Origin of the sequence: Occallatibacter riparius, from assembly GCF_025264625.1 — a bacterium.
Classification (GTDB): domain Bacteria; phylum Acidobacteriota; class Terriglobia; order Terriglobales; family Acidobacteriaceae; genus Telmatobacter; species Telmatobacter riparius.
This window is the reverse complement of record NZ_CP093313.1, coordinates 2,768,985-2,793,247: the sequence shown is the minus strand read 5'-3', so window position 1 is coordinate 2,793,247 and position 24,263 is coordinate 2,768,985. Positions and strand designations below refer to the sequence as shown.

At 61.4% G+C, this 24,263-nt stretch carries 21 protein-coding genes; 8 read left to right on the top strand and 13 right to left on the bottom strand.

Features of this window, described 5'->3' with window-relative positions; translation table 11 throughout:
• Positions 1 to 152 precede the first annotated feature (152 nt).
• Positions 153 to 1,832 (top strand): ArnT family glycosyltransferase, encoded by a 1,680-nt coding sequence (locus MOP44_RS11335; RefSeq protein ID WP_260796146.1) that lies wholly within the window; start codon positions 153 to 155, stop codon positions 1,830 to 1,832.
• A 314-nt stretch (positions 1,833 to 2,146) separates the two neighbouring features.
• Here the strand turns inward: MOP44_RS11335 and MOP44_RS11330 are convergent, their stop codons facing one another.
• Complete coding sequence (locus MOP44_RS11330) at positions 2,147 to 2,917, bottom strand: hypothetical protein (RefSeq protein WP_260796145.1); 771 nt, start codon at positions 2,915 to 2,917, stop codon at positions 2,147 to 2,149.
• Positions 2,918 to 2,997: 80 nt separating this feature from the next.
• Between MOP44_RS11330 and MOP44_RS11325 the strand changes: the two genes are divergently transcribed.
• The 3 genes from MOP44_RS11325 (at position 2,998) to rpsT (ending at position 4,568) form a co-directional block, all read left to right on the top strand.
• Complete coding sequence (locus tag MOP44_RS11325) at positions 2,998 to 3,615, top strand: DUF1349 domain-containing protein (protein WP_260796144.1); 618 nt, start codon at positions 2,998 to 3,000, stop codon at positions 3,613 to 3,615.
• A 13-nt stretch (positions 3,616 to 3,628) separates the two neighbouring features.
• Positions 3,629 to 4,051 (top strand): cytochrome c oxidase assembly factor 1 family protein, encoded by a 423-nt coding sequence (locus MOP44_RS11320; RefSeq protein WP_260796143.1) that lies wholly within the window; start codon positions 3,629 to 3,631, stop codon positions 4,049 to 4,051.
• Between the two features lie 247 nt (positions 4,052 to 4,298).
• Positions 4,299 to 4,568, top strand: a complete 270-nt coding sequence (rpsT, locus tag MOP44_RS11315; RefSeq protein ID WP_260796142.1) for a 30S ribosomal protein S20 — start codon at positions 4,299 to 4,301, stop codon at positions 4,566 to 4,568.
• Positions 4,569 to 4,633: 65 nt separating this feature from the next.
• On the opposite strand, the gene MOP44_RS11310 is transcribed toward rpsT, so the two are convergent.
• The gene (locus tag MOP44_RS11310) at positions 4,634 to 5,302 is read right to left on the bottom strand and encodes a DsbA family protein (protein WP_260796141.1); all 669 of its coding nucleotides are present in this window, start codon (positions 5,300 to 5,302) and stop codon (positions 4,634 to 4,636) included.
• Between the two features lie 141 nt (positions 5,303 to 5,443).
• Between MOP44_RS11310 and MOP44_RS11305 the strand changes: the two genes are divergently transcribed.
• Both MOP44_RS11305 and MOP44_RS11300 read left to right on the top strand, forming a co-directional pair.
• Positions 5,444 to 5,851: a vitamin K epoxide reductase family protein gene (locus MOP44_RS11305; RefSeq protein ID WP_260796140.1), complete on the top strand. Its 408-nt coding sequence runs from the start codon at positions 5,444 to 5,446 to the stop codon at positions 5,849 to 5,851.
• 3 nt (positions 5,852 to 5,854) lie between these two features.
• Positions 5,855 to 6,337 (top strand): hypothetical protein, encoded by a 483-nt coding sequence (locus MOP44_RS11300; protein WP_260796139.1) that lies wholly within the window; start codon positions 5,855 to 5,857, stop codon positions 6,335 to 6,337.
• Positions 6,338 to 6,343: 6 nt separating this feature from the next.
• On the opposite strand, the gene MOP44_RS11295 is transcribed toward MOP44_RS11300, so the two are convergent.
• Both MOP44_RS11295 and MOP44_RS11290 read right to left on the bottom strand, forming a co-directional pair.
• Positions 6,344 to 7,528: a thiolase family protein gene (locus MOP44_RS11295; protein ID WP_260796138.1), complete on the bottom strand. Its 1,185-nt coding sequence runs from the start codon at positions 7,526 to 7,528 to the stop codon at positions 6,344 to 6,346.
• Positions 7,529 to 7,718: 190 nt separating this feature from the next.
• Positions 7,719 to 8,696: a hypothetical protein gene (locus MOP44_RS11290; protein ID WP_260796137.1), complete on the bottom strand. Its 978-nt coding sequence runs from the start codon at positions 8,694 to 8,696 to the stop codon at positions 7,719 to 7,721.
• Between the two features lie 232 nt (positions 8,697 to 8,928).
• On the opposite strand from MOP44_RS11290, the gene MOP44_RS11285 reads away from it, so the two are divergent.
• Positions 8,929 to 10,692 carry a mechanosensitive ion channel family protein gene (locus MOP44_RS11285; protein WP_260796136.1) on the top strand — a complete coding sequence of 588 codons (1,764 nt, stop codon included), beginning with the start codon at positions 8,929 to 8,931 and terminating at the stop codon, positions 10,690 to 10,692.
• A gap of 671 nt (positions 10,693 to 11,363) precedes the next feature.
• Here the strand turns inward: MOP44_RS11285 and MOP44_RS11280 are convergent.
• From MOP44_RS11280 to MOP44_RS11255, 6 genes are all read right to left on the bottom strand, one after another.
• A complete protein-coding gene (locus MOP44_RS11280; protein ID WP_260796135.1) occupies positions 11,364 to 12,029 on the bottom strand; it encodes a PspA/IM30 family protein in 666 nt (221 codons plus the stop codon).
• A gap of 79 nt (positions 12,030 to 12,108) precedes the next feature.
• The gene (locus MOP44_RS27860) at positions 12,109 to 12,744 is read right to left on the bottom strand and encodes a DUF2059 domain-containing protein (RefSeq protein ID WP_313901065.1); all 636 of its coding nucleotides are present in this window, start codon (positions 12,742 to 12,744) and stop codon (positions 12,109 to 12,111) included.
• 121 nt (positions 12,745 to 12,865) lie between these two features.
• Positions 12,866 to 14,281 carry a flotillin family protein gene (locus MOP44_RS11270; RefSeq protein WP_260796134.1) on the bottom strand — a complete coding sequence of 472 codons (1,416 nt, stop codon included), beginning with the start codon at positions 14,279 to 14,281 and terminating at the stop codon, positions 12,866 to 12,868.
• A 340-nt stretch (positions 14,282 to 14,621) separates the two neighbouring features.
• A complete protein-coding gene (locus MOP44_RS11265; protein WP_260796133.1) occupies positions 14,622 to 15,224 on the bottom strand; it encodes an NfeD family protein in 603 nt (200 codons plus the stop codon).
• A complete protein-coding gene (locus MOP44_RS11260; protein WP_260796132.1) occupies positions 15,221 to 15,757 on the bottom strand; it encodes a helix-turn-helix domain-containing protein in 537 nt (178 codons plus the stop codon). The genes MOP44_RS11265 and MOP44_RS11260 overlap by 4 nt, the downstream gene beginning before the upstream one ends.
• 207 nt (positions 15,758 to 15,964) lie before the next feature.
• On the bottom strand, positions 15,965 to 16,420 hold the full coding sequence (locus MOP44_RS11255; RefSeq protein ID WP_260796131.1) for a hypothetical protein: 456 nt from the start codon (positions 16,418 to 16,420) through the stop codon (positions 15,965 to 15,967).
• 152 nt (positions 16,421 to 16,572) lie between these two features.
• Between MOP44_RS11255 and MOP44_RS11250 the strand changes: the two genes are divergently transcribed.
• Positions 16,573 to 16,968: a VOC family protein gene (locus MOP44_RS11250; RefSeq protein WP_260796130.1), complete on the top strand. Its 396-nt coding sequence runs from the start codon at positions 16,573 to 16,575 to the stop codon at positions 16,966 to 16,968.
• A gap of 57 nt (positions 16,969 to 17,025) precedes the next feature.
• Here the strand turns inward: MOP44_RS11250 and MOP44_RS11245 are convergent, their stop codons facing one another.
• From MOP44_RS11245 to MOP44_RS11235, 3 genes are all read right to left on the bottom strand, one after another.
• Positions 17,026 to 18,519 (bottom strand): RNB domain-containing ribonuclease, encoded by a 1,494-nt coding sequence (locus tag MOP44_RS11245; RefSeq protein ID WP_260796129.1) that lies wholly within the window; start codon positions 18,517 to 18,519, stop codon positions 17,026 to 17,028.
• 30 nt (positions 18,520 to 18,549) lie between these two features.
• The gene (locus tag MOP44_RS11240) at positions 18,550 to 23,457 is read right to left on the bottom strand and encodes an Ig-like domain repeat protein (protein ID WP_260796128.1); all 4,908 of its coding nucleotides are present in this window, start codon (positions 23,455 to 23,457) and stop codon (positions 18,550 to 18,552) included.
• A gap of 463 nt (positions 23,458 to 23,920) precedes the next feature.
• Positions 23,921 to 24,262: a hypothetical protein gene (locus tag MOP44_RS11235; protein WP_260796127.1), complete on the bottom strand. Its 342-nt coding sequence runs from the start codon at positions 24,260 to 24,262 to the stop codon at positions 23,921 to 23,923.
• Position 24,263 lies beyond the last annotated feature (1 nt).

Here is a 24,263-nt window from a genome sequence, read left to right as displayed (position 1 = left end):
CAACAGTCTCACCGAAACTGCCGCTCATTCAGAGATACAAGGGAATCTGCTGTTAACCACCTCCGGACTGACATCCAACTCCAACCGCACTCCAAGCTATACTTTGACTGTCCACTAAATTCCTGAATCATTCCGGCCAACGGGGGAGCCTTTTGCGCCAGACTTCCTACAAACGCTGGGCCTACGCCGCCTGGCTCGTCCTCATCATCGCCTTCGCCGTCTCCCATTACATTCATCTCGAAGCCGATTTCCCCAACCACTCCCCCTGGATCGAAGACTGGGCCAAGTACACCGACGAAGGCTGGTACGGCAACGCCGCCGTCCGCGCCCACCTCACCGGCCACTGGTACGTCCCCGGCGATTTCAACCCCGCCCCCGCCGTGCCCGTCTGGCCCTTCCTTGAGTGGATCGTCTTCGCCTTCACCGGCGTCAACATCGTCGCGGCCCGCTCCCTCTCCGTCTCCTTCTTCGTACTCGAACTGATCCTCGGCTACCTGCTCCTCCGCACCCGGGGCCCCCGCTGGATGGCCCTCCTGGCCGTCACCCTCGCCGTCACCAGCCCCTTCCTCTACGCCTTCAGCCGCCTGGCCATTCTTGAGCCCATGCTGGTCACGTTCCTGCTCGCCGGACTCAACCTCGCCGTGCGCCTCCCCCGCTTCCGCCGCCCCGTCCTGGTCAGCATCGTCATCGGCGTCCTGTTCACGCTGATGCTGCTCACCAAGACCACCGCTGTCTTCCTGTTCCCCGCTCTAGGCTGGGCCATCCTCGCCGCCCTCTGGCCCGACCGCCGCAAGGCCGTCATCTGCTCAGTCGCCGCCGCAGCCTCCGCCGCCCTCTCCTTCGGCGCGTGGATGGCCCTCATCATCCACGCCGGCGTCCTCCGCGACTACCGCTACCTCTTCTTCATCAACAAGTACATAAAGCCCACCGAATGGTACTGGCCTCTGCTCAGCCTCTGGTGGTCCATCAAGGGCGGACTCTGGGCCGACCACATCCTCATCCCCCTCGCCGGCATCGTCGTCTTACTTGTGCTCGCTCTCGCCCTGCGTCGTGGCGCATCCCGCCGCCTCTGGGCCGACCCCGTCTTCGGCGCACCCGTCCTCGCCCTCGCCGGCTACATCCTCTTCATGACCTACCAGAACCACCCGCAGCCCCGCTACTACGTGGTGGTCGCCCTTTTCGCCTTTTTCGTAATCGCCCTCGGCGCCGAAGCCCTCGTCACATCCGGCGCAGGTATTAAGAAAACTCCGCCTGGCTCGGTCTTGAAGGGGCACGACTTCAGTCGTGCCGAAAAGCCGCTTCAAATGGCGGGGCTTCAGCCCCTGAGGGAAGGTTGGCCGCGCCTGGCCGGCATCACCATCGTCGCCGCCACGGCCCTCGCGACCGCATTCAACGCCCTCTCGACCGCCCAGTACCTCGCCCATCCCGAATACACCTTCGTCAATGCCGCCCGCAACCTCACCCGCTACATCGACCAGCACCCCAACGGCAATCGCCTGCTCGTCTCCATCAGCGCCGACGAGATCTCGATGATCACCCACCTCCCCTCCCTCTGCGATGACTTCGGCACCCAGGACCTCTCCGACAAGCTCCCCGTCTACCAACCCGGCTGGTGGGCCACCTGGAACGACATCGACCCCGGCACCCTCGAAGACCTCCACATCCACTACTCGCTCGAGCAGGTCGCCGTATTCGCCGCCATGGACCACTCCGAACGCAACCAGCTCGTCCTCTTCAAGCTCCACCCCCTCTCCCCCGGCGAGAAGCGCGAATACAGCCCCGACCTCCAGGTCCCCCTACCCGGCGACAAAATCGAAATCCCCTACGATTAAAAGACGCCCCTTCACCACAACCTTGTCATCCTGAGCCAAAGGCGAAGGACCCGCATTTGCATTAGTTTTTACCCTTGCTTTTCTTTCTGTCATTCCCGCAGGGAATCTGCTGTTAGGAGCTGGCTTCCAAGGTCCCTCGGCACGGGCGGAAAACCAGCCCCCAAAGGTGCCCAAAAAGGATCGAGGCCGCACTCAACCGCGCCGGAGGCGCAACGGTCGTTAGCCCCGCGCTTCAGCGTGGGGAACGCATCCTCACTCATATCCTCGAAGTCCCGTAGGGACGGCGCTCGCAACCTTCTTCCGCCGAATGCACCTCAGTAGCACCACCGTGAAACCACGTCCTTCTGCCCCTCCACCTTGACGCTCAGTTGCCCTCTCGCGTTCTCCGGAGGCTGATTCGAATCAGGGAAACACCCGAGTCCACTGACCGTGTAAGTAGCCTTCCCGTTCTTGAAGGTCCATTCCGAATAAGTGCACGGCCACGTCCCGTGGACTTCGCCTTTCCCGGATGCAATCTCCAGATCCGGCTTGCCAAGAACTGAATGCCCGGAGTTCCAGGAGCGATACCGCACACTCTGCCGAGGTCCCCGCTCGACTAGCACGCTATGCTTCTCCGTCCGGCAAACAAACACAGGCGCGAACTGAGATGCCTTCGCAGTCTCAGGCGATTCCACGTTTACGGTTCCCACACCAAACCCGGACTTCATCACATGCACCTGTACCTCGCCGTTGCCATACAGGATGCCGCCGTGAATACAAAACAGATCGTGCTCCATCACCGCCTTTATGACTCTTTCTGGAAAGACCTCATGAAAGTGACGGACTAGCGCTCCTGGATCCTCGATCAACAACCCGCTCCCCGGCGCTTCATTCACGCGCAGCGGATATTCGATCAACATACTTACTGCCGCCGCATCGCCCTTAGTCAGCGCAGCACGCAAATCAGCATCGAAGGCAAGAAACGCGTTGACCTTGTTCTGTCCAACAGTTTCCACACAGCCTTCGCTAAGCTGCTGTGTCGTCTGCGCGTGTGCGGGAAACGCCCAAGCGGACGCGAAAGCAATCAAAGCCACAATCCATTTCATTGCCACAAATTGTAGTTCCTCGATTAGAAAGCTACCGGCTACCGGCTTCCACCTACCAGCTGTATAGTGTCTCCAAACCCATGAAAGCCCTAGCTCTGCTCCTTGCTCTAGCCGCGGCCGCCTCCGCTCAATCGCAGAAAGGCCTCTTCACCGGCTCCACCGACATCGGCAAAACGGAGCCCGGCAACGACCGGTATGACCCGGTCACCAGGTCGTATTACCTCACCGGCGGCGGCGCCGATATGTGGTCTACTTCCGATGACTTCCACCTCACCTGGATCAGGCTGTCGGGCGACATCACCATCACTGCCGACATCTACCCCGGCGAGATCGGATCGACACCACTGGCCAAAGCCGTACTGATCGTCCGCCAGTCCCTCGCCCCGGATTCCGCCTATGCCGACGTGGCCATCCACCGTGATGGCCACGTGGCGCTCCAGTGGCGTGAGAACTCAGGCGGCCTCACCCGCGATTCGACCGCTCCCAGGCGCTTTTTCAATACCCTCCGCCTGGAGCGCAAAGGCGACATCTTCACCGCCTACGCACAAGGGCCGAAGGGCAGGTTCGACCACCCCTTCGCCAGCTACCGGGTACCAATGACGGCCGAAGTTTACGTGGGCCTTGGGTTCTGCGCACACGATGAGGACGGCCTCGCCACCGCCACCTTCACCAACGTAAAAATCGACCAGCCGCATTAACGGGTGCCCTCGAATGCCAACAGCGAACATCACCCCGCAAAAGAGCTGGATCCAGAGACATTGGAAATGGATCCTGCCCGTATGCCTTGCCTTGGCCGGCATCTTCTTCCCGATCGCGTACCTCATGCACAACAGCGAGGCTCGCCAGCTGGCCATCCTCCGCGCGGATGCCAGCCCGACCCTCGCCGCGCGGCTCGGCCACCCCTTGAAGTACGGCTGGTTCTCCGAGGGCGAAATCTCAGTGAATGAAGCAGCCGGCCACGCCGAACTGACGTTCTCCGTCTCAGGCCCCAAGGGCAAAGGGAACCTCTACGTTGAAGCGCACAAACGGGCAAGGTTCTGGGAGCTGGACTCGCTCGACTTCGGAGACGGCCAAGAGGCCGATACCCTCGACCTCCTCCGCGAGCCCACTTCGGGCTCCGCCCCGCACAACTGAACCAGATTCTCTTTCCGGATACTCGGCCCCGCTTCGACGCTTGGACGGGCCGTGCCTCTTTACCCTCTGCGATGGAGGAGCGAGGGCCCATCCCGCCGCCTCTTTGTCCTTTCTACTCCCTACTCCCTACCGCCTGTCTTCCTCCGTTGACCCCACACCCAATTTCCCGTAGACTAAGTAATTGCGAGGGATGCGGCTCTCACTGCATTCTGCACCGCATCATCTCTTTCAGAATCAAGGAACTGGAATGGCAAATCACGTCTCTTCGCTCAAGCGCGCCCGTCAGACCGAGAAGCGCACCGCCGTCAACCGCGCCAACCGCAGCCGCGTGCGCACCAGCCTGCGCTCCCTCCGCGAGGCGCTGACCAAGGGCGATGCCAAGGCCGCGCAGGAGCAGTACCGCGAGACCGTCTCCACTCTCGACAAGAGCGTCCAGAAGGGCGTGTTCCACAAGAACACTGTCTCCCGCTACAAGGCCCGCCTCAACGCCCGCGTCAAGGCCCTGGCTACCGCCTAAGCTCCTCAAAAATTCAGGTTTACCCAACAGCCGGGACTCGTTCCCGGCTGTTCGTGTTTCCGGGCCTACTTATGCCGCGCCGCTCCAGCCGGCTGCTTCGTATCCGCCAGCGCCTGGTCGATCGTCCTGAACAGATCCGTCTCGGGATTCAGCACTTCGATATACGGTGCACCCTTCGAGTGCGCCGTCACCACGAACACCGTCGGCGTCACCGTCACTCCGGTGCGCATGCCCAGGTCCGTGTCCGCTTTCACAGCAGCCATCAGCTTGCCCTGCGGATCCACCGCAAACGGCATCGCCACCCCATGGCTCTGCGCAAATTTCTGCGTGAAAGTGGCCAGCACATTCACGTTGTAGATCGACGACTGGTTCGCAAACACGGCATTGCGATAGGCATCGCCCAGCCCGTTACCCTTCTCATCGAACCAGCGGGCGTTCACTGCCGCCGTCGGGCTCCAGGGATGGCTCGGAATGAGCAGATCGTGCCGCACCCACGGAATCTTGTATTGCGCGGCCGCCTGCATCAGGTAAGGATTGGCCCGCGCGCACGCCGGACACTCCAGGTCGCTGAACTCCACAATTGCAACGTTCGCGCCCGCCGGCGGATGCAATGCCGAGGCGTCCTTCACGCTGGTCGGTTGCCGGCCTGACTGCGCCGCCAGCGCCGTTATGCCCAGCGCCATCAACAACACCGCAAGACTGAGACGAAGGGGCAAGCTCTTCTTGTAAACCATTGCCAGCATTGTATCCATTCCGTGCATGCCTGTAGGACTCTCTTCAGAGCGCCACGTCACCGCGTGCAACCGGGCGCCAGCGCAAAAACCGCTTTCCAACACGTTCCACCCAGCCGAAATGCCTTACTATCGATGACAATTATGCGATACATAATTACGGTGCTTGCTTTGGCGGGACTGGTCGTATCGTACCTGGCCCTGCGCGTCCACTATTCCAACGACGTCGAACCCTGCGACATCAATGCTCACTGGGACTGCGGCGTAGTGAATCACAGCCCCTTCGCCATGATCGGTCCCGTGCCGGTCGCCGCCATCGGCATGGCCGGCTACGTCCTTCTCGGTGTCCTGGCCATGATGCGTTTGCGCGCCCTGCTACTGGCCGGTACCCTTATCGGCCTGGGCTTCGCCCTCTACCTCACCTACATCGAGAAGTTCGTGTTGATGGTCTACTGCCTCTACTGCGTCATTTCGCAGGGCCTCATCCTGATCCTCACCCTGCTGTCTGCTGGATGGCTCTGGTCCGCGCGGCGCGCGGCACCTCAAGCCTGACTCATGAAAGGCTTTTGGATCCTCCCGGCAGCAATGGTCGTCCTGTCGGCGACCGCATGGAGCCAGCACGCAAACTCGGCCATCGACTACTCCGAGCAGACGAAACTCCGCGCGCAAGGCACTGAAGCACTCGAAAGGGAGCGCGCCCGCGCCAAGGTCGAGTTGTGCGAGAAGGCCTTCCCGGGTGGCAACGCTGCTATCGGCGAATGCCTGACTGCTGAAGGCAAGATAACGGAGAGTAACTACCTTGCCTATGCTCGAGCCATTCGTGGAATGCTGCTGCTCGGCGAGGCCCCGTCGGCAAAGAAGCTCCCCTTCGATGTGGGGGAGGAACTGTGGCACCAGTACCGCGAACAGAGCTGCAAATCCATGTCGACGCAATGGGAGAGAAGTCAGGCAGCTGTGGCATACAGCGATTGCCGCATGAAGCTCACATGGAACCACATGATTGAGCTAGCCGATCTTTATAGGGATCTCTGGCACTAACGCCCTTCAACTTAGTCTTTCAAAAATCCCCGCGGCCCCCATGCCGCCGCCAACGCACATTGTCACCATCCCGTAGCGCGCCGCGCGCCGCTCCATCTCCGCCAGCAGTGTCGCCGTCAGCTTCGCGCCCGTGCACCCCAGCGGATGCCCCAGCGCAATCGCACCGCCATTCACATTCACCCGCTCCGGATCGATCCCAAGCGTCCGAATCACCGCCAGCGACTGCGCCGCAAACGCCTCGTTCAGCTCAATCAGGTCGATATCCTCAAGCTTCAGCCCCGCCATCTTCAGCGCCTTGGGAATCGCATAAATCGGCCCCACGCCCATCTCTTCCGGTAGGCACCCCGTTGCCGCATACGAAACCAGCCGCGCCCTCGGCTTCAGTCCCAGTTCCTTCGCTCGCACGGACTCCATCAGCACCACCGCCGCCGCTCCATCCGAAGTCTGCGACGAATTCCCCGCCGTCACCGTCCCCTGCGCATGAAACACCGGCTTCAGCCTGGCCAGCGCCTCCGCCGACGTATCCGCCCGCGGCCCCTCATCGGCCGCAAACATCTTCTCTTCCACGCGCGGCTTGCCCGCCTTCTCCGTCGGACTAGCGATCGTCACCGGCACCGGCACAATCTCATCGGCGAACCTGCCCGCCTCCTGCGCCGCCACCGCCTTCTGATGGCTCCGCAGCGCGAACGCATCCTGGTCCTCGCGGCTCACGTTGTAGTGCTTCGCCACCCGCTCCGCCGTCAACCCCATCGTCAGCAGCGACGCCGGATAATTCTCCGCCAGCCATGGATTCGGGCTCGGCTTCGCGCCGCCCATCGGAATCATCGACATCGACTCCGCGCCGCCCGCCAGCACCACCTTGTCGCCCCCCGCGCGGATCCGCATATCCGCCAGCGCAATCGCCTCCAGCCCCGACGAGCACAGCCGGTTCACCGTCACGCCCGGCACCTCGATCGGCAGCCCCGCCCTCAGCGCCGCAAACCGCGCCATGTTGAAGCCTGCCTCGCCCTCCGGCTGTGCGCAGCCCAGAATGACGTCCTCCACCTCGGCCTTATCCAGCCCCGGAGCCCTCTCCAACGCCGCGCTCAACGCAACTGCCGCCAGATCGTCGGGCCGAGTAGTAGCAAGAGTCCCTTTAGGCGCGCGGCCCACCGGAGTTCGAACCGCACTGACAACAACAGCTTCGGGCATGACGCTCCTCAAAACGCGACAAACATCCATCGCGGAATTGAAGTATCACCCGCCAACCAAACGACAGGCAACTTCACTCAAGGGATGAGCGGCCCGCAGAAAAGCTCCACAGAAGTAGATTGTCCTGAAAGACCTTCAATGCCGCAGACCGACCCTCACGAGCACCTAAGACCACCTGACCACCTGACCGCTACTTCGGCGACGGCGCAATCGGCTGCTTCTCCTTGCCGGAGGTCTTCTTTTGCTCCTCGGCCGCCCTGATCTGCGCGTCCCGCCCATTCGTCGGATCCTTCTTGAACATCTTCCGCGAAATGTCCGGCCAGAACTCCTGGAACAACGAACCCAGCGCCCCCGTCGCGGTCACAATCAGCGCGCTCGACACAACCTGCTCCGGGCCCTGCCGCTCGCCGCCGGACGGGTAATACAGCGTCGCCAGCCCGCCCGCCGCGAAGTTGCCGCCGATGTTTGAATAATTCGGCTCCCACTTCCCCGTCTTGTCGTGCTTGCAGATCGCCACGGTCGCAATCGAGTACATCGTCCGCTTCATCGTGCTCCCGCGGCCCAGCCGAAAGTAGCGCGGATCCTGCCGCAGGAGCGCGGGGAAAAAACCGCTCCCCAGCATTGTGCCGTTGAACGAATCCAGATAAGCCGCGCCCCACTTCTTGAAGTACCCCCCCGGCCCCCATCCAAAGCCATTGTTATTCTCGGGCGCATCGATCTCGCCAAGACCCGCCACCACCGCCGGCCCCGCAAAGCTCACCGGATCGATCGCCGTCCGGAACGCCAGCTTGATCTTCTCCCCCGCCGTCAGCGACACCGCATCGTTCACATACGAAGTGTTGAACATCGGCACGATGCCCAGCACACGCTGCTTCTCCTGCTCTTTGATCTGCTGCTGCGCCTTCTCCCGCTCGCTTTGCGTCTGCACAGCAGGCTGCTGTTCAACCGGCGTCTGCCCACTCTGCGAACTGCTGTCGCCCTGCGGCTGTGCAGGTGGCGGCGTCCCCGGCTCCTGACCCGCAGGTACCGGCACATCGGGCAAGCTCTCCATAGAAACAGGAACAGAAGGAGCTGTCAGGTTCTGCGCCCACGCACTGCGGCTTCCGGCAACTGCGGCCAACCAAACAGGAACTGCTATAGCCGCCGCCAGGGCGAACCTACGTCTCATACCCCTAGTTCTACGCAACCGCACTCCTCCAGCACCACTGTCTATTGTGACGGATAACCCCAGGACAGCCGTTTTACCGGAACCCTGCCGGTTAGACGAGCCGCGCAGCCCCAACTGGCACCCACCCGAAAAGCAGAACCCCCGTAAGTCCTTCCAGTTGCGCCCCCTCCTCAACATGCCTACCATGACCCTCGCAACCGAACTCCGCACCAGTCCCGCGGGGAGGGAACCGATGAAAACCACCTCCAGAATTGCCGTAACCACACTCCTCTCACTGGCAATTGCTGCAAGTTGCTCTCTCCGTCTGCCCGCCCAGGCCACCGCCGAAACCCCGCATCCCGCATCCACCGCAACGACACAGCTCCCCACCGAACTGGCCCATCCCGCTCCCCAGCCCGAAGCTCCCGTCGTCGCCCACGCCCCTGTCATGCTGGGCAACCGGCAGCTCTTCACCATCGGCCGCATCCTCTCCCTGCCCGCCGCCACGCGCGCCACGCTCCTCAGCGCCCGTATCCAGGACCTCGAAGAAGACCAGTTCTTTAACCCCGACACCCTCACCGTTGCTGACGCGGAAGAAACCACCGACATCATGGCCGGCGACCTCATCGTCATGAGCATCACTGACCAGGACGCCGAAGACTCCGGCATGACCCGCCATGAGATGGCCCTGGATCGCGCGAAGGCAATCGCCGCCGGCATCAAGGCCTCGCGCGAAGAACACAGCCCACGTCGCCTGGCCATCAACACCCTTTACGCCGCCATCTGCACCATCATCTTCCTTGTTCTGCTGTGGCTCCTGGCCCTCGCCTTCCCGCGCATCTACCGCAAGATCGAAGCCTGGTCCGCCCGCATGCCCTCGCTGCACATCCAGCAGTTTGAGATCGCCGCCGCAGACCGCCTCGGCCGCGTCGTCATCGGATTCGTCAAGCTGATCCGTCTGCTCATCACCCTGCAGTTGCTCTATATCTATGCCTCGCTCGTGCTCGGCTTCTTCCCCTGGACTCGCCCCTACGCCCAGCAGCTCCTCAGCTACATCATCGATCCCCTCAAGGCCATCGGTGCCGCCCTCCGCGCCTACCTCCCCGATTTCTTCTTCACGGCCGTCATCCTCGCCTTCGCGTTCTACATCATCAAGTTCGTCCGCGTCGTCTTCAATGAAATCGAAAAAGGTACCATCCGCATCTCCGGCTTCTACCCCGAGTGGGCCCAGCCAACCTTTAACATCGCCCGCCTTTGCATCTACGCTCTAACCGCCATCGTCGTCTTCCCCTATCTCCCCGGCTCAAACTCGCCCGCCTTCCGCGGAATCTCCATCTTCGTCGGCGTCCTCTTCTCCCTCGGCTCCACCTCCGCCGTCGCCAACGTCGTTTCGGGAGTCATCCTCACCTACATGCGCGCCTTCCGCCCCGGCGACCGCGTCCGCATCGCCGACACCCTCGGCGACGTCATCGAGAAAAACCTCCTCGTCACCCGCGTCCTCACCATCAAGAACGAAGAAGTCACCATCTCCAACGCCATGGTCCTAGGCGCACAGATCATCAACTACAGCACCCACGCCAACACCGCCGGTCTCATCCTCCACACCTCCGTCACCATCGGCTACAACGCCCCCTGGCGCACCGTCCACGCGCTTCTCATCGACGCCGCCCTTTCGACTAGAGACATCCTCCCCGAACCCCGCCCGTTCGTCTGGCAAACCGCCCTCAGCGACTTCTACGTCCAGTACGAGATCAACGCCTACACTGATAACGCCAAACGCATGCCCGACATCTACGCCGAGCTCCACGCCAACATCCAGGACAAGTTCAATGAAGGCGGCGTCGAGATCATGTCGCCCCACTACTCCTCGCTCCGCGACGGCAACCAGGTCACCATACCCGACGCCCACCTCCCCCCCGACTACGCCGCCCCCACCTTCCGCGTCCACCTCGACCAGTCCGGCAACGGCGTAGCCAGTCAGGTGGCCAACACGACCCCCGACTCTGCATTCAAGTGAGCAGGCTCTGCAAACCGACCACAGACTTTGCATTTGCTGTCGGGCTGCATGGGTCCGTTCCCCACCGAAGTGTCATCCCGACCGTCCGCGCGTTTCATCGGGGTCCCCACGGATAGGTCTTCGTCCGTGGGGTGATCATCAGCGGACGGAGGGACCTGCAGTTGTCTTTGTTTATTCCAGCCATAGAGCCTGTCATACCGACCCGGAGCGCAGCGAAGTGGAGGGATCTGCGGTTGCCCGTTCTCCCTCTTCCGACACACGAACAACGGGCCCAGCCACCTGGTGGACTGACAACTGAAAACCGACAACTGAAAACTGGGGGCTAGCCACCCGTGACCACCATCACAGACCCGCACTCCTCAACGCGTTACCGTACTCACAGACGGCGGTAGTGTCCTCCGCCCTCATCCCTTGAACATGGAAGCGCCGATGTTTACTAGAAAATTAGCTACCCCTCCCCCTGTTTTTACTTCTCCATTTCTTCGCTTTTAGAGGCAAAATTTCCAGTTAAGTATCGCCGAGTCAACATCTTAATGCGATACAAAAAAACATATATCCTCCGCCCCAATTTTCGCGGAATTTTTCCGAAGTGTTATTTCCGAGTAAACATAAAACGGCGCCCTCCCGCGGCCACAGACCACCGCAAGAGGACGCCGCACGCACAGACGAAATTACCGCGGAAGCGCCTTCCTCTGCTTCAGCTCCGCCAGCATCAGCTCCACCTTGTCGTGGTTCTCGAGCGCTTTGAACCGGTCCTCCAGCGACTCGGAAACCATCACCTCCGCCGTCGCCGCGTTCTCCGCCGACTCGATATTCACCCGGCTCTTCAGCCTCTCGACGGCGTGCTCCTGCCCGGCGCCCACGGCCTGCCGAACCTTCGTCGTGCGTCCCACCACGCGAGCCCGCCTGTGCTCGGCAATCAGCATCTCGCTCTGCGCCCGCGTCTCGCTCAGCTTCTGCTCCAGCTTGCGCAGCGCCTGCCGTAGCCCATCGGCCTCATGCTTCTGATCCTCAGCCTGCGCGGCGAACCCGTGCATCAGCTGGTCGTGGCTCAGCGCGCGCTCCAGCGCGGCGCGCGCCAAATCGTCATTGCCCTTCTCCACCGCGAGTTCCGCCTTGCGCCGCCACTCGTCCGCCTCTTGCTCATGCTCCTTGCGCTTCTTCTCCAGCAAATGCTGGTCCGCGATCGCGATGGCGACCTGCGTCTTCACCTGCATCAGCTGGTTCTCCATGTCGAGGACGATCTGCTTCAACAGCTTCTCCGGATCCTCGGCCTTCTCCACCAGGTCGTTCAAATTGGCACGCAGAAGCGTGCTGACGCGATCAAGTAACGACATATCAAAACCTCCATTCCCCTTCTCGGCGCCGCCGCAATCCTCCGCGGCGCTGCCGTTAAAACCCAATGCGGACCAGCTTCTACTTCGGCTGATCCGGCTTCGCGGGCGCCTTGTCTCCCGCAGCCGGCGCGACAATCGCCGCCATCTCCTTCGCCATCTCCGCCACCAGCGGACGCATCTTCGCCTGCATCTTCTGCATAAAGTTCGGCAGAAACTCCTGCATCACCACCGGCACCATGTCGAGCATGTGTTGGCCTGACGGCGTGCCGTAAAACCCGATCAGGTTCTCGACGTCATTGCCCGTCAGATGCCGTTGATAGATCGTCTTCATCTCGGCGATCACCTCGTCAGAGCTGAAGAGAGTCAGCGCCTGGCCCGCAAACTTGCTCACCACCTGCGTCGCCTTTTGCTTCTGCTCCGGTGTGAGATTGGCCAGCTCGGGATGATCCTTCACCATCCCATCCATCTCCTGCGCCATCTGCTGCTGCGCAAGCTGTGGCAACAACTTCGTCGTCGACGCCAGCTGCTCCTTCAGCCGCATCACCTCAAACAACCGGTCGAGCTGGCTCGCCGTCGGCCGCTGATCCTCCGGCACCACCGGCGTCGGCTTGGTCTGCGCCTCCGTAATTTCCGTCGCAGGCGCCTGCGCAACTGCAAACGGAAGAGCACCGAGAGCGAGCGTGAGAACAACAACCAACTTCGAGCGATTCATCATTTCAACTTCCTTCAGAGAGCTTTGCCCTCCGCGTTTGCGGCCACTCGGCCAACGTCTTTAAGCGTTGGCCGGTGCCCGTCGTTATGCGATGAACAGCGATGAAATCCTCTCGCAATCGGCATTACACCTGCTTCGATTCGCCGTTGCTCTTCTCCTTGATGCCCCGCACGTTGGCCATCAACTGCTTGATGTCCATACCGCTCAGCGTCTCGAACAGCGCCGGAACTTGCGCCGCCATTTTGGCGATATCGCCGGTCACTTTGTTCAATCCCGCAGCGTCCCCGCCTGTGGATACGATCGTGATCTTGTCCACGTTGTTTAGGGGGCTGGCCAGCGCCTTCACCACCTCTGGCAGGCCTGTGAGCAGCTTGTCGATAACGGCAGCCTGGTTGTATTCCTGGTAAGCTTCGGCCTTCACGTTCATCGCTTTCGCTTCCGCCTCGCCTTTCTGGAAGATGATGCTCGCTTCCGCCTCGCCTTCTGCGCGGATCGATGCGGCGCGGCCTTCCGCTTCCGTCACCAGGCGAGCCTTCTCCGCGGCTGCCAGCGTCTCGATCCTCTGGCGATTGATCTCGGCCTCCTTGAGAATGGTCGCAATCAGTTCCTTCTCGTGGCGCGCGATCTCGGCCTCCTGCACCTTGATCTGCCCTTCCTTCTCCACCTGCTGCACCTTCACCTGCTCCGCGGTGACTTGCTGCAGCATGATGTTCGTCTGGATCTCGTACGCCTTATCGGCGGACGCCTGCTGCCGGCGGCTCTGCTCTGCATACTCCGCCTTCTTGATGTCCAGGTCGCGCTGCGCCTCGGCCTGGCGAGTCTGGGATGCCGTCTCCGCGATCACCCGGTCCTGGTCTGCCTTCGCCTTAGCCACCGCCGACTCGCGCAGCGCATTCGCCCGCTGAATCGCCGTATCCCGCTCCGCCTCGGCTGTCGCCACATCGGCATCGCGCTTGATCCTCGCCACATCCGGCCGGCCCATGTTCGCGATGTACTCGTTCTTGTCGCGGACTTCCTTGATCGTGAACGAAATCACCTCGAGCCCCATCTTGCTCATGTCATCGGCGCACGTCGACCGCATCCGGTCGCCAACCATCTCCGGTTCCTTCACAATCTGCTCAACCGTCAGCTGGCCGATAATGCCGCGCAGGTGACCTTCCATCACCAGCCGGATCAGCCCTTCGCGCTGCTGCGGAGCCTTCGTCAAAAACTGCTCGGCCGCCGTCAGAATCGAAGCCTGGTCACTGCGCACCTTGATTTGCGCGACAGCTTCCACAGTCACCGCCACACCCTGCTTGGTATAGAGATCCTGCTGCGGCGCTACGTCGAAGCTCATCAGTTCCAGCGAGAGCTCGCGGCAGTTCTCCACCATCGGGAAGATCACCGTTCCGTGACCCTTGATAACCCGCGGCCCCCGAAATCCATAGACAATCAGCGCTTCGTTGGGACCCGCCTTGCGATACATCCTGGCCAAAATGCCCATCAGGATAATCAGCACCAGTACGCCGATTCCGACAAACATGATCGTTTCGTTGGTCATTGCGATCCCGGTCCTTTCAACCGGGAGTGAGAGGGTTGATGGTTATACGTCCACACTTCCCTGGCTCGGCCCCGCAGGCGCGGTCAGCCGCACCGCAGGTGCTTACTCTTTCGCCTTGCGGCGGTTCTTCGGAAAAACCTTGGCGAGGAATCCCAGCAGAAAGATCGCCACCAGGATGGCCATGTCCGTCATCAGCACGGTCGTATCGCTCGTCATTGCATCTCCGGTCCTTTCAACCGGATCACGGCAGCCTCCAGCGACTAACTCAGAAATTGCCACTCGGCTGGCCTTGTGTAAGTTCCAGATAAGTTCGGACTGACTACTCCCTATTCCCTACTGCCTATTCCCTGGCTTCATCGAATCTCCGCACGTAAGCAATCCCTTTTTCGTAGCGGACCACGAAGACCTCTTCCTCGCGCGGCAGATCGATGCCGTCCTCTGAGCGCGCCGGCGCCGAAACCACTGCGCCGAGCTGCTGGTAGAGAATCTCGCCCGTTCCGTTCGCCCGAATCGGCGACGACACCCGGCCCACCGCTCCGACTACCTGCGTCTCATCCGCTGTGAGCTCGCGCTCGTGCTTCATCAACACCTTCGTGAGAAACAGGAAGATAATTGCTCCTCCGGCCACGCCCACAATCGCCGCCAGCACCAGCACCACGCTCAGAACAAACGTGCCGTACTTGGTGAGCAAATAACCCGCCGCGCCAAACCAGCACAGAAAAATCATGATGGAAAACCCGTTCCACCACGGCACCGTCGCCGCGCCGTCTATGGACGGCGTACCCCCACCGGCGTGAGGCACGTGCGGAGCATGCGGCACGTGCACATGCGGAATATGCACGTGCCCGCCCATGTGCCCTGCAAAGTGCCCCATCCCTCCCAGCAGCATCACCACGCTCAACATCAGCCCCACAAGAAAGCAAACCAGGTAGAACGTAATCATTTCTGCGCCCCCTGTTTCGTACCGCGCCCCGTTTTCTGTTCCCTGTTCCCTGTTCCCTGTTCTCTGTTCCCTGTGCGAAGCACCTCACTCAACCTCGGCGCCAGCCCCGGAGTTTCGAGAATCGCCTCCAGAAGTAGAAGGCACTCCCGCGAGTGCTCGTGCCGCGCCAGCGTCAACAGAGCCTGCTTGAGCTCGGGATCGCGCCGGAACCGCTCCGCCCCATCCACCAGCCACATGTCGAGCCGGTCTTCCACCTTCCGCAGCTCGCTTTGCAGCTCCGGCGAATACCCCTCCGGGTCATCCACCAGGTACCCCGGGTGCACCTTGAAGAACGACGCGAGAATCTGCCGCGTCTTCCCCGTCATATGCGGCCGCGCCCCGCTCTCAATTTGGGAGAGGTAACTCTGGCTCAGTTTCGAGCCGGTCTCGGCCTCGATGGCGCGTGCCATTTCCAACTGGCTCATCGCCCGGTTCAGGCCCCGGAGGCTGCCTTCCACTTCGCGAAGGTAGCGAATTTTGTCGCCCAGCTTCACTTACTGGCTCCGCGATTCCGCCGGTTGAGCAGATCATCCCCGGGAATCGCTTGCGATCGGCTCATTGCTCTACATCAACCTATCGCAATCTGCAATAAAGATTATTGCGATTTGCAATATTTGTCAACAGGAAAGTTTTCCACCGCCCATCCGCTAGGCACCCCGAGACTTAGTTTTCCCTGCTTCGTTGGCTCGCTGATTGACGGACTAGCTGACTGGCTCGAACGACCACACCGTCCACCTGCCATAGCTCTCCAGCAGTAGAAACTGGTAGTCTGTCGCGCCCCGCTCGTACACCACATGAACCCGCAAGTTGGTGATCCTGCGTGAGCGGCTCCCGTGAGAGTCGAGGTGCCTGACGTTCACCGATTGCAGCCGCCCCAGCCGTGACGCAATCCCCTCCTGCTGCCGCACCATCGCCGGGTAGTCGGTACGGGCCTGCATCTCCGGGGAAATCACCGCGTAAGCGTCCCCATAGCGGCCGGCATCCAGATTCCGCAGAAAAGTCTCCATCGCCCGGCAATCACTCCGCAGGTAATAGAACCAGGGCAGATTCAAAATCAGTGCCGCCGACACCGCGACCACCGTCAGCACCGCCACGATCCACGCGTTTCTGCGGCCCTGTCGCCGATCCCGTTCCGCCTTGAGCAGAGCTTCCGGCATGCGTCCCCCTGGTGTGTGCCCCTGCGTTTCCTTCGAATGGCTGAGTAGCCTGAGTGTCCCACACCTTTAGAAAATGCGACAGAACAAGCTCTGCCGCGCCGCCATGCGACCACGAAAAACTGCAGCCGCATCCAAGCGTCCGAGGAGTACTGATGCCCAATCCCGTCGTTTTCTTCGAGATTCTCGGCCGCGACAAAGCCGCCCTGGAGAGCTTCTACGCAGGCCTGTTCGAATGGCAGATGACACCCGCCAACAGCGAAGCGCCCGACACCTATGCGATGGTGTCCACCGGCCGCGGTATCAGTGGCGGCATCGGCAAGTCTATGGACGGCGGACCCGGCCACGTCACTTTCTATGTCGAAGTCGAAAATATCCAGGACGCATTGAGCCGGGTAGAAAGCCGGGGCGGCAAGCGCGTCTTGGGCCCCGAGCCCCTGCCCAACGGTCCAGTCATCGCTCTCTTCACTGATCCCGAAGGTCGCGTTGTCGGTTTAGTTGAAGCCGCCAACCCGCGGTCCTCCAACTCATCCCAGGACGACTTCCAATAACCTCACGGCTGCCCGGGCCGGGTCGTCGGCCCGGCCCCGGGGATAACGTCTTACAGATCACAACGCCGCGAAGTCGATAAACCCCCGCGCAGGATCGGTCCCGATGAGCCGCGCCTGAAGCCGATCTCCTACGTCCAATCCTTTTCCGCCTCTGATTAATTTCCCTTCAACGTGCGGATCGAGGCTTCGCACAAAAGTCCCGTACTCGTTCACGCCTGTAACGATAGCCCGGAACACCTGCCCGATCCGTGGATGCAGCACCACCGCCGCAATCCGCTTCTGCATCTCGCGCTCCACCTTCCGCGCCATGTTTTCCATCAGCGTGCACCGCTCGGCAATCGCGTTGAGTTCTTCTTCCGAATAAGGTTGCGCCGTCGATCCGATCACCGCCTTCAGAATCCGCTGCGCCACCATGTCAGGAAAACGCCGGTTCGGCGCCGTCGAATGCGTGTAGTCCTGCACCGCCAAGCCAAAATGCCCGGGGTCCGGATCAGTCGGCCGCACCAGCACATACTCACCCGGCCCCATCAGTTTCACCACCGCAAGTGACAGATCTGGAAAGTGCTCCGGATCCTTCTCCTTCTGCGTCTGCAGAAAGTCGTTGAGCGCCTTCGAATCCGGCTCCTTGGGCAGCATGTGCCCCAACCCCTCGGCGAGTTCCACAATCCGATCCCACCTCTTCGGCGTCCGCACAATCCGCCGGATGGAAGCCACCTTCGCGCCGTCAAAGGTCCGCGCGAGCACCCCGTTGGCCGCGACCATGAACTCCTCGATCAGCGAGGTAGCGCGGTTCTTCTCCATCCGCGCAAGGTCGACCGCTTCATCGGCGTGCATGACAGGGTGAGTCTCAACTGTCTCCAGATCGAGCGCTCCGTGCTGATAACGGCTTCCCACCAGGCGCTGCGCTGCTTCATCCTGCAGCTTGAGCTGAGCGGCAAGTTCGCGATTAGCGGCTACCTTCGCAGGCGCCGGCCCTCGATCCTCGAGCCACGCACCCACACCGTTGTAAGCGAGCTGTGCGCGATTACGCACCAGCGCGCGATAAGCCTTGCCTCCACTAACCGCGCCGGCATCGTCCACGCAGTACTCGATGACGATAGCCGCTCTCTCCTCGTCTTCGTTCAACGAGGTAATGCCCTCGGAGAGCTCCGGCGGCAGCATCGGAAACACCTTGACCCCCGTGTAAACCGACGTGGTCTCACTCCGTGCGTGCGTATCGATCAATGACCCGCGCACAACGCGCGAATCGACATCGGCGACACCTACGAGTACGCGCATCCTGCCGTCGGGCAGCCGCTCGGCCCATTCAATCTGGTCCAGGTCCTTCGACGTGTCATTGTCGATCGATGACCAGAGCAGGCTGCGCAAGTCGACGAAATCGCTGCGAAATCTGGGCGACGCGGACGGCGGAGTCTTCTCGGCAAGAATCGCTGTCAGCTCCCCGTCTGTTCCATCCGGGAAATCAGGCTGAAATCCGTGCTCGAGCATGGCCGCATGTGCCGCAGCCACAAGATTGAAATGCACGGGCTGGGTGGAGTGCGTGGTCTGCATGAATGAAAGCTCCCGAAAAGTCCCAGCGTATCATTTGGATCCAACCACGGGCCGCGAAGTACTTGTAGATCCCGGAGGCAGAACGTTCACGTTGATGAACGCGGTATGACTGAAGACTGTGTTGTCCACGTTGGCAGCAGCCGTGATCTTCAGAGTCGTCTCACCCAAAGGCGTTCCGTCGCTTCCCCCCGTACTCCCGCCACTCGTGCTGGAGCAGCCCATTCCGGCCGCCCCGAGGGAACCGAGCAGAAGCAGCAGGATCAGCATGCGCCGGCCGCGCTCTGAGAAGATACGCACGCGCTGGCCGCACGGCAGAAGGAAGAAGAGCAGCGCCGCCAGAGCCGTGCCGGCGGCAGCATGCGGCCACAGATGCGGCGGCGTGTTGCTTCCGGCTTTCAGGCCTCCAGTAAGGAACGTGTTCACCACGAACGTCACCGTGCCATTCGGAGTGACGGTCAGCACATTCGGCACGCACGTCATATAGACGGTGGCAGGAACCGCGCACGTGATGGCCACGGGCGCATTAAATCCACCCTGCCCTGTAACCTGAAATGCGAATGAGCCGGACGTGCCCTTGATGATGTCGAGGTCCGAGGGCGGATTGCCCGGATCCGGAGTGAGCGTGAAGTCCTGCACGGTGATCGTGATGGTGTTCGACGTCGAAGCCGCATAAAACAAGTCGCCCACGTACACGGCACTCAATGAGTTCTGGCCCGCCGGAAGAGTCGAGTACAGTAACTGGGCCGTCGCCGTATTATTCGCAGCCGCCGTAAGAGCCACCGTGGCCAGCACCGTGGTTCCGTTGTAGAACACCACGTCGCCCGTCGGGTTCTGCTCCACCGATGTAGCCGGCGCGGTGGTTGGCTTGACCGTAGCAATCAACGTCACCACCTGCCCAGGCTCTGCTGTCGCCGGAGACACCGCAAGTGTGGTGATCGTAGGAATCAGAATCGGCTTCAGCGTGATCGCATTGGACGTACTGCCAGCCCAGCTATCGTCGCCTGAATAGACGGCTGTGATGACATGCGTCGACGTCCCCGATAGATTCACATCCGACAACGTCGCCCCATTCGAGGCGACGGTCGCCGTTCCGAGCTGGCCCGTGTTGTCGAAGAACGTCACCGTCCCGGTGAAGGTATCTTTTGTCGAGGAACCGCTCGCCGCGGCAATCGTGGCCGTAAACGACTCCGCAGTTCCCGGACTGAACGTGGTCGGAGTCGCTGTAAGAGTTGTGACGGTGGCGCCCTTCGTAGCGTTCACCGCTACAGCTGCAGAGGTCGAGTCGGAGTAGTTGTTGTCGCCGCCATAAATGGCCTGCAGATTGTGAGAACCACCGGCAGGAAGCGAAACGCTGAAGGTCGCCGACGTCTTACCCCCCGTCGTCGAGGCATCGGCACTCGCATAAGCCAGACCGTCGAGATTCAGATTGATCTTGCCTGTTGGCGGCGCCGTTCCCGCAGGCGGGCTGCCCACCGCAACCGTCACTGTAACCGGGAACGCCACTCCCGCCGGCGGTGTCGTGGTGGACGGGGTGACCGTAGTGGTCGTTGTGCTGGGCTGAATGTTGACCGTCAACGCCTGCGAATTGGTCGCCGGATACGTCCCGTCTCCCGCGTACTTGGCGATGATTGCGTTTCCGCCCTGGGGCATCCCTCCCGTGACGGTGATGCTTGCTTTCCCGCTCGAATCGAGCGCCACCGCACTCGTGTTGAGATTAGAACCCGTAGCCTGGTCGAGGAAGTTCACATCCCCCGTCGGAGTAGACCCGCCGGAAGTCGAGATCACCGTCGCGGTAAACACAATCGCCGCAGAAGGATTGTACGTAGCATTCGGCTGCGTGGGCGCCACCGAAAGAGTCACGCTCGCCGTGTTGGCTGCGGCATTCACCGCGAGCGCGGTTGAAGTCGATGTGGCATAGTTGGAATCGCCTGCATAGACTGCCTGGAGGCTGTGGTTCCCCGGCGTGGTGACTTTGACTCCCGTGAATGTGGCGGAGGTGGTTCCACCGCTCGTCGAAACCGCAACGCTCGCATAGCTGGTCCCGTCGATAGTGAGCGTAATGTTGCCGCTGGGCGATTGCGTTCCAGCCGTAGGGCTGCCCACCGTCAAAGCCGCCGTAACGCTGAATGCGACGTTCACCCTTGGCGTGAGCGTCGAAGGTGTCACTGTCGTCGTGGTGGAACTGAGAGCCATATTCACGGTTGTGGCCTTGGAGTTGGCCGAGCCATAGTCGGTGTCTCCGCTGTATTGGGCCACGATCGCGTTGCTGCCCACCGCGAAACCGCTCGACACCGTCAACGTGGCTACTCCCGAACCACTGAGCTGGGCCGGGTTCGTGCCCAGATTGTGCCCCGTGGACGTGTTAACGAAGGTCACCGTTCCCGTCGGCGTAGCTCCGCCCGATTGCGACGCCACAGTCGCCGTGAACGTCAGCGAAGCGCTTGGATTATAGGTGCCCTGAACCGGCGAAACAGCCAGCGTTACGCCCGCAGTATTGCTGGCCACATTGACAGCAACTGCTGACGAGGTCGAATTATCGTAGTTGGAGTCGCCCGCATAAACAGCCTGCAGATTGTGGCTGCCGGTGGAACTTATCGTCACGTTGAAGCTGGCGGTGGTAACTCCTCCCGATGTTGTAGCCGCGCTGATCGCGTAGTTCAGCCCGTCCACTGTAAGGGTGACGTTCCCCGTAGGCGTAACTGCACCGGCTGGCGGACTTCCCACGGCGATCGTCGCCTTCACTGTAAAGGCCGTGCCCACTTTTGGCGTAGTCGTCGAGGGCGTGACTGTGGTCGTTGTAGTGCTTGGCTGAATGTTAATCGTCAACGCAGAAGAATTGTTTGCCGCATAATTCGAGTCGCCCAGGTACTTCGCAATGATGGTGTTGCCGCCCTGCGGCATGTTCCCTTGCAGCGCGAGAGCCGCCACACCCGTCGAATCGAGCGTCGACGATCCCAGATTCGAGTTGGTTTTCTGATCAAAGAAGTCCACCGTGCCCGTCGGCGTCCCGGCGCCCCCCGTGATTGTCGCCGTCAGGGTGATGGCAGCTTGCGGGTTATAAGTCTGGTTGGGCTCAGTAGGTGAAACGCTGAGATTCACAATCGAAGTCGCCGATCCAACCTGGGGCCACGCTTTCAGCAGCTCAACGGGATCAGGCACACCTAGGCCCGAGGCAAGATCGAATCCATCCTCGGCTCCGTAGCCCAGCGTTCCTGACGCATCGCAGCCCTGCGTGCCGGCCGCACAAGCCAATCGCGCGTTTCCCGTCTGAACGTCGCTGAATACGCCCTCGCGGCTACGCAATGCGTAAAGCCGCGGAGCAAGGTTGCCCTGCGGACCATCCTGCTGAGCGATTGCAGCCGAGACACCGGCGAGGATTGCCGCGGCAGCGCCGCTACCTCCCGCGCGCACAAGGCTGCATCCGGACGACGAAGTGGAACCACTGAAGCAGAACGCAAGGCCCCGGCTGAGCGCCGAGTCCACCGCCGTTGGAAAACTGAGATCGGGCAACGACCGCGAAGAGTTTCCGGAAAGCCCCACCTGCCACACAGGCGCGGCGTAGGTTGCACTCCGTCCGCCACCCGTTGCATACGACGGCTCCGCCGCGTTCACCGGCGACCACGCCGCAAATTCAGTCGCGCCCGACACACCAAATGCCGCTGCGCCCACAGCCGTATTCCACGGCGTGGCAGCCAGCGCATTTACCGAGTAGCCCGTGGTCACCGGAACATTTACGCCCGCAGCATGGCACGCCGCCGCTCCGCTGTCGCCCGTGGCAGCAATTGCCGAGATACCCTGCGCAGACGCTTGCCTGTAAAGCGCGGCGTAGAATGCCTGGTGCGATTCGCTGAGCGCGGCCTCGCACGCGGTATAGCCCACCAGCATCGTGTGTGCCCGAGACTGCTGCACAATCGCCGTAAGCGCGAGATCCACGCCGTCCGTCGCCGCAGTGCTTCCTGCCGGAACTACAAGGACGCGTGCCGAGGGCGCGGCGGCTCCCGCCCAGGAGGCCGCAAGTTCAATGGCCGCCCTATCGCTATTCATGCCAGGATCAGCCCCGGCGAGAGCGACGCCAACCGGGTTCGCCGTCAGACCGAAAGTACTGCGGAATGACGCGACATCCTGAGCCTCAATATTGCTGCGAGCGGCAATAGCAATCGACTCGCCTGCGCCTTGTGGCATGCCATCGAAATGCATAGCCTGCGCAGCGAGTTGCGGCGTCAATGCCTCGGCTCGGCTGGCATCCGTTTCCTCCGCAAGCGCGGCAGCGGATGTCGTCATGCTCAGCGGCGTCGTGATGGCAGCGGCGGAGCGGGACCCATCGAGTGACACCAGTCCGTGAATCACTGGGCTCAGTGCGGCAGGAACAGAAACTGCGCTGCGCAGCGCATAGCGGGTTCCTGTTGCGGTTGAGTAAGCGTGAATCTGCGCGCCGAAAGTCTGGGTGACCTGAGCAGCCGTGCCTGAGAATTCAATCCACCCGCGCGAGGTCGGTATCGGAGCGACCGTAAAGCCCTGCGCCCCAAGCCATGACGCGACGACATTCACATCTGCGACGGAGTTGGCATAGGCGCTCGCAAACTGCTGCGGCGTCAGCCAATGGTGGTATTCGCACGAACCGGGGGTTTGCTGCGCAACCAGTTCCCCATCAAGCGCAACGCGTTGCGCCGCCGATGGCTCCAGCAGCAGGATCATGCGGTCGAGACGCGTGCTGCCCGGTGCGAGCCCCAGATCCACTCCCTCACGAAGCGCGGGCGGCTTGCTCGCGGGCAGAGACACAGCAGAGCTTGCCTGCCAATCGCCGACAATGCGTGAACCACCGGAACCTTGATTCGAACTCACTGAGGCCGGGGCCGGGGAACAGGCAACTGCGGTCGTCGCGTTTTGGGCATTGGCTGAAACTCCGGCCGCAAGCCCAAGCGCCAGGGGCAAACTCATCCATCGCATATATGCCATGTCTCGTCTTTCGTATGTCCATCCCCGGTGACTTCCGCCCGGATATTGCACAGGATTCCCAATCTAATCTTCCCGCAGCGATCCCTAGTTGAGCCCTACCACTTTTCGGTAAACGGACTGCCCATTTCCTGTGTTTGGGTGCGATTGTATCCTGTGGCGGGATGAGAACGCGCCAGTTTTCGAGTGTGCAAAAAAGGTGCGGAATCCAGCGGTCTATACGCGCCGAATCTTACAATTCAATCGATTTCGTCGCGCGATGCTCGCTGGCGTCGAAAGGGCTGGGGATCAGCTCTTGAGCGGAGGCATGTCGCGTCCTGACGGCGCTGCCATGCGGCAGAAACGACCGCCCGATGAGATACTCGCCTGTCAGGTGAAGCTCTACAGCTCACCCGCGGTGAGTGCTGAGCCGGCCGGACCGCGTATCACTTGGCCGGCTCGCTTGCCCCTATGCTGGTTCTTGCGTTCCGCCGCCCGGCGCATTGAACGGCCCGCAGCGGTTCCGCATACTTTGCCGAAACGCCTCGCGTTCTTCGGGCGTCATCGACTCCCACATCTCCCGTTCGCGCCGCCGGCGTCGCCCCCCGCCGCGATTGCCGCTATTGCCAAATCCACCAAAAAGAATGCGGCACAGCACCAGGAGTCCGAGAGCCTGCCAGAACGTGATCACATGCCATCCAAACAGCGACGGCAGCAGCCAGTTCCAGAGATGCATGATGATCTCGCCGAAGAGCCACACGAAGAGAACAATAGCCGGTGGTGCAATCAGTGCAATCCATAGCTTTTTCATG

Excerpts from the sequence above, each read along its gene's own strand:
- MOP44_RS11265 (WP_260796133.1), bottom strand. The coding sequence starts at position 15,224 with ATGATTACGTTCTACCTGGTTTGCTTTCTTGTGGGGCTGATGTTGAGC.
- MOP44_RS11295 (WP_260796138.1), bottom strand. The coding sequence starts at position 7,528 with ATGCCCGAAGCTGTTGTTGTCAGTGCGGTTCGAACTCCGGTGGGCCGC.
- MOP44_RS11290 (WP_260796137.1), bottom strand. The coding sequence starts at position 8,696 with ATGAGACGTAGGTTCGCCCTGGCGGCGGCTATAGCAGTTCCTGTTTGG.
- MOP44_RS27860 (WP_313901065.1), bottom strand. The coding sequence starts at position 12,744 with ATGATGAATCGCTCGAAGTTGGTTGTTGTTCTCACGCTCGCTCTCGGT.
- MOP44_RS11245 (WP_260796129.1), bottom strand. The coding sequence starts at position 18,519 with ATGCAGACCACGCACTCCACCCAGCCCGTGCATTTCAATCTTGTGGCT.
- MOP44_RS11300 (WP_260796139.1), top strand. The coding sequence starts at position 5,855 with ATGAAAGGCTTTTGGATCCTCCCGGCAGCAATGGTCGTCCTGTCGGCG.
- MOP44_RS11325 (WP_260796144.1), top strand. The coding sequence starts at position 2,998 with ATGAAAGCCCTAGCTCTGCTCCTTGCTCTAGCCGCGGCCGCCTCCGCT.
- MOP44_RS11310 (WP_260796141.1), bottom strand. The coding sequence starts at position 5,302 with ATGGTTTACAAGAAGAGCTTGCCCCTTCGTCTCAGTCTTGCGGTGTTG.
- MOP44_RS11305 (WP_260796140.1), top strand. The coding sequence starts at position 5,444 with ATGCGATACATAATTACGGTGCTTGCTTTGGCGGGACTGGTCGTATCG.
- MOP44_RS11240 (WP_260796128.1), bottom strand. The coding sequence starts at position 23,457 with ATGAGTTTGCCCCTGGCGCTTGGGCTTGCGGCCGGAGTTTCAGCCAAT.
- MOP44_RS11320 (WP_260796143.1), top strand. The coding sequence starts at position 3,629 with ATGCCAACAGCGAACATCACCCCGCAAAAGAGCTGGATCCAGAGACAT.
- MOP44_RS11285 (WP_260796136.1), top strand. The coding sequence starts at position 8,929 with ATGAAAACCACCTCCAGAATTGCCGTAACCACACTCCTCTCACTGGCA.
- MOP44_RS11250 (WP_260796130.1), top strand. The coding sequence starts at position 16,573 with ATGCCCAATCCCGTCGTTTTCTTCGAGATTCTCGGCCGCGACAAAGCC.
- MOP44_RS11270 (WP_260796134.1), bottom strand. The coding sequence starts at position 14,281 with ATGACCAACGAAACGATCATGTTTGTCGGAATCGGCGTACTGGTGCTG.
- MOP44_RS11255 (WP_260796131.1), bottom strand. The coding sequence starts at position 16,420 with ATGCCGGAAGCTCTGCTCAAGGCGGAACGGGATCGGCGACAGGGCCGC.
- rpsT (WP_260796142.1), top strand. The coding sequence starts at position 4,299 with ATGGCAAATCACGTCTCTTCGCTCAAGCGCGCCCGTCAGACCGAGAAG.
- MOP44_RS11235 (WP_260796127.1), bottom strand. The coding sequence starts at position 24,262 with ATGAAAAAGCTATGGATTGCACTGATTGCACCACCGGCTATTGTTCTC.
- MOP44_RS11330 (WP_260796145.1), bottom strand. The coding sequence starts at position 2,917 with ATGAAATGGATTGTGGCTTTGATTGCTTTCGCGTCCGCTTGGGCGTTT.
- MOP44_RS11280 (WP_260796135.1), bottom strand. The coding sequence starts at position 12,029 with ATGTCGTTACTTGATCGCGTCAGCACGCTTCTGCGTGCCAATTTGAAC.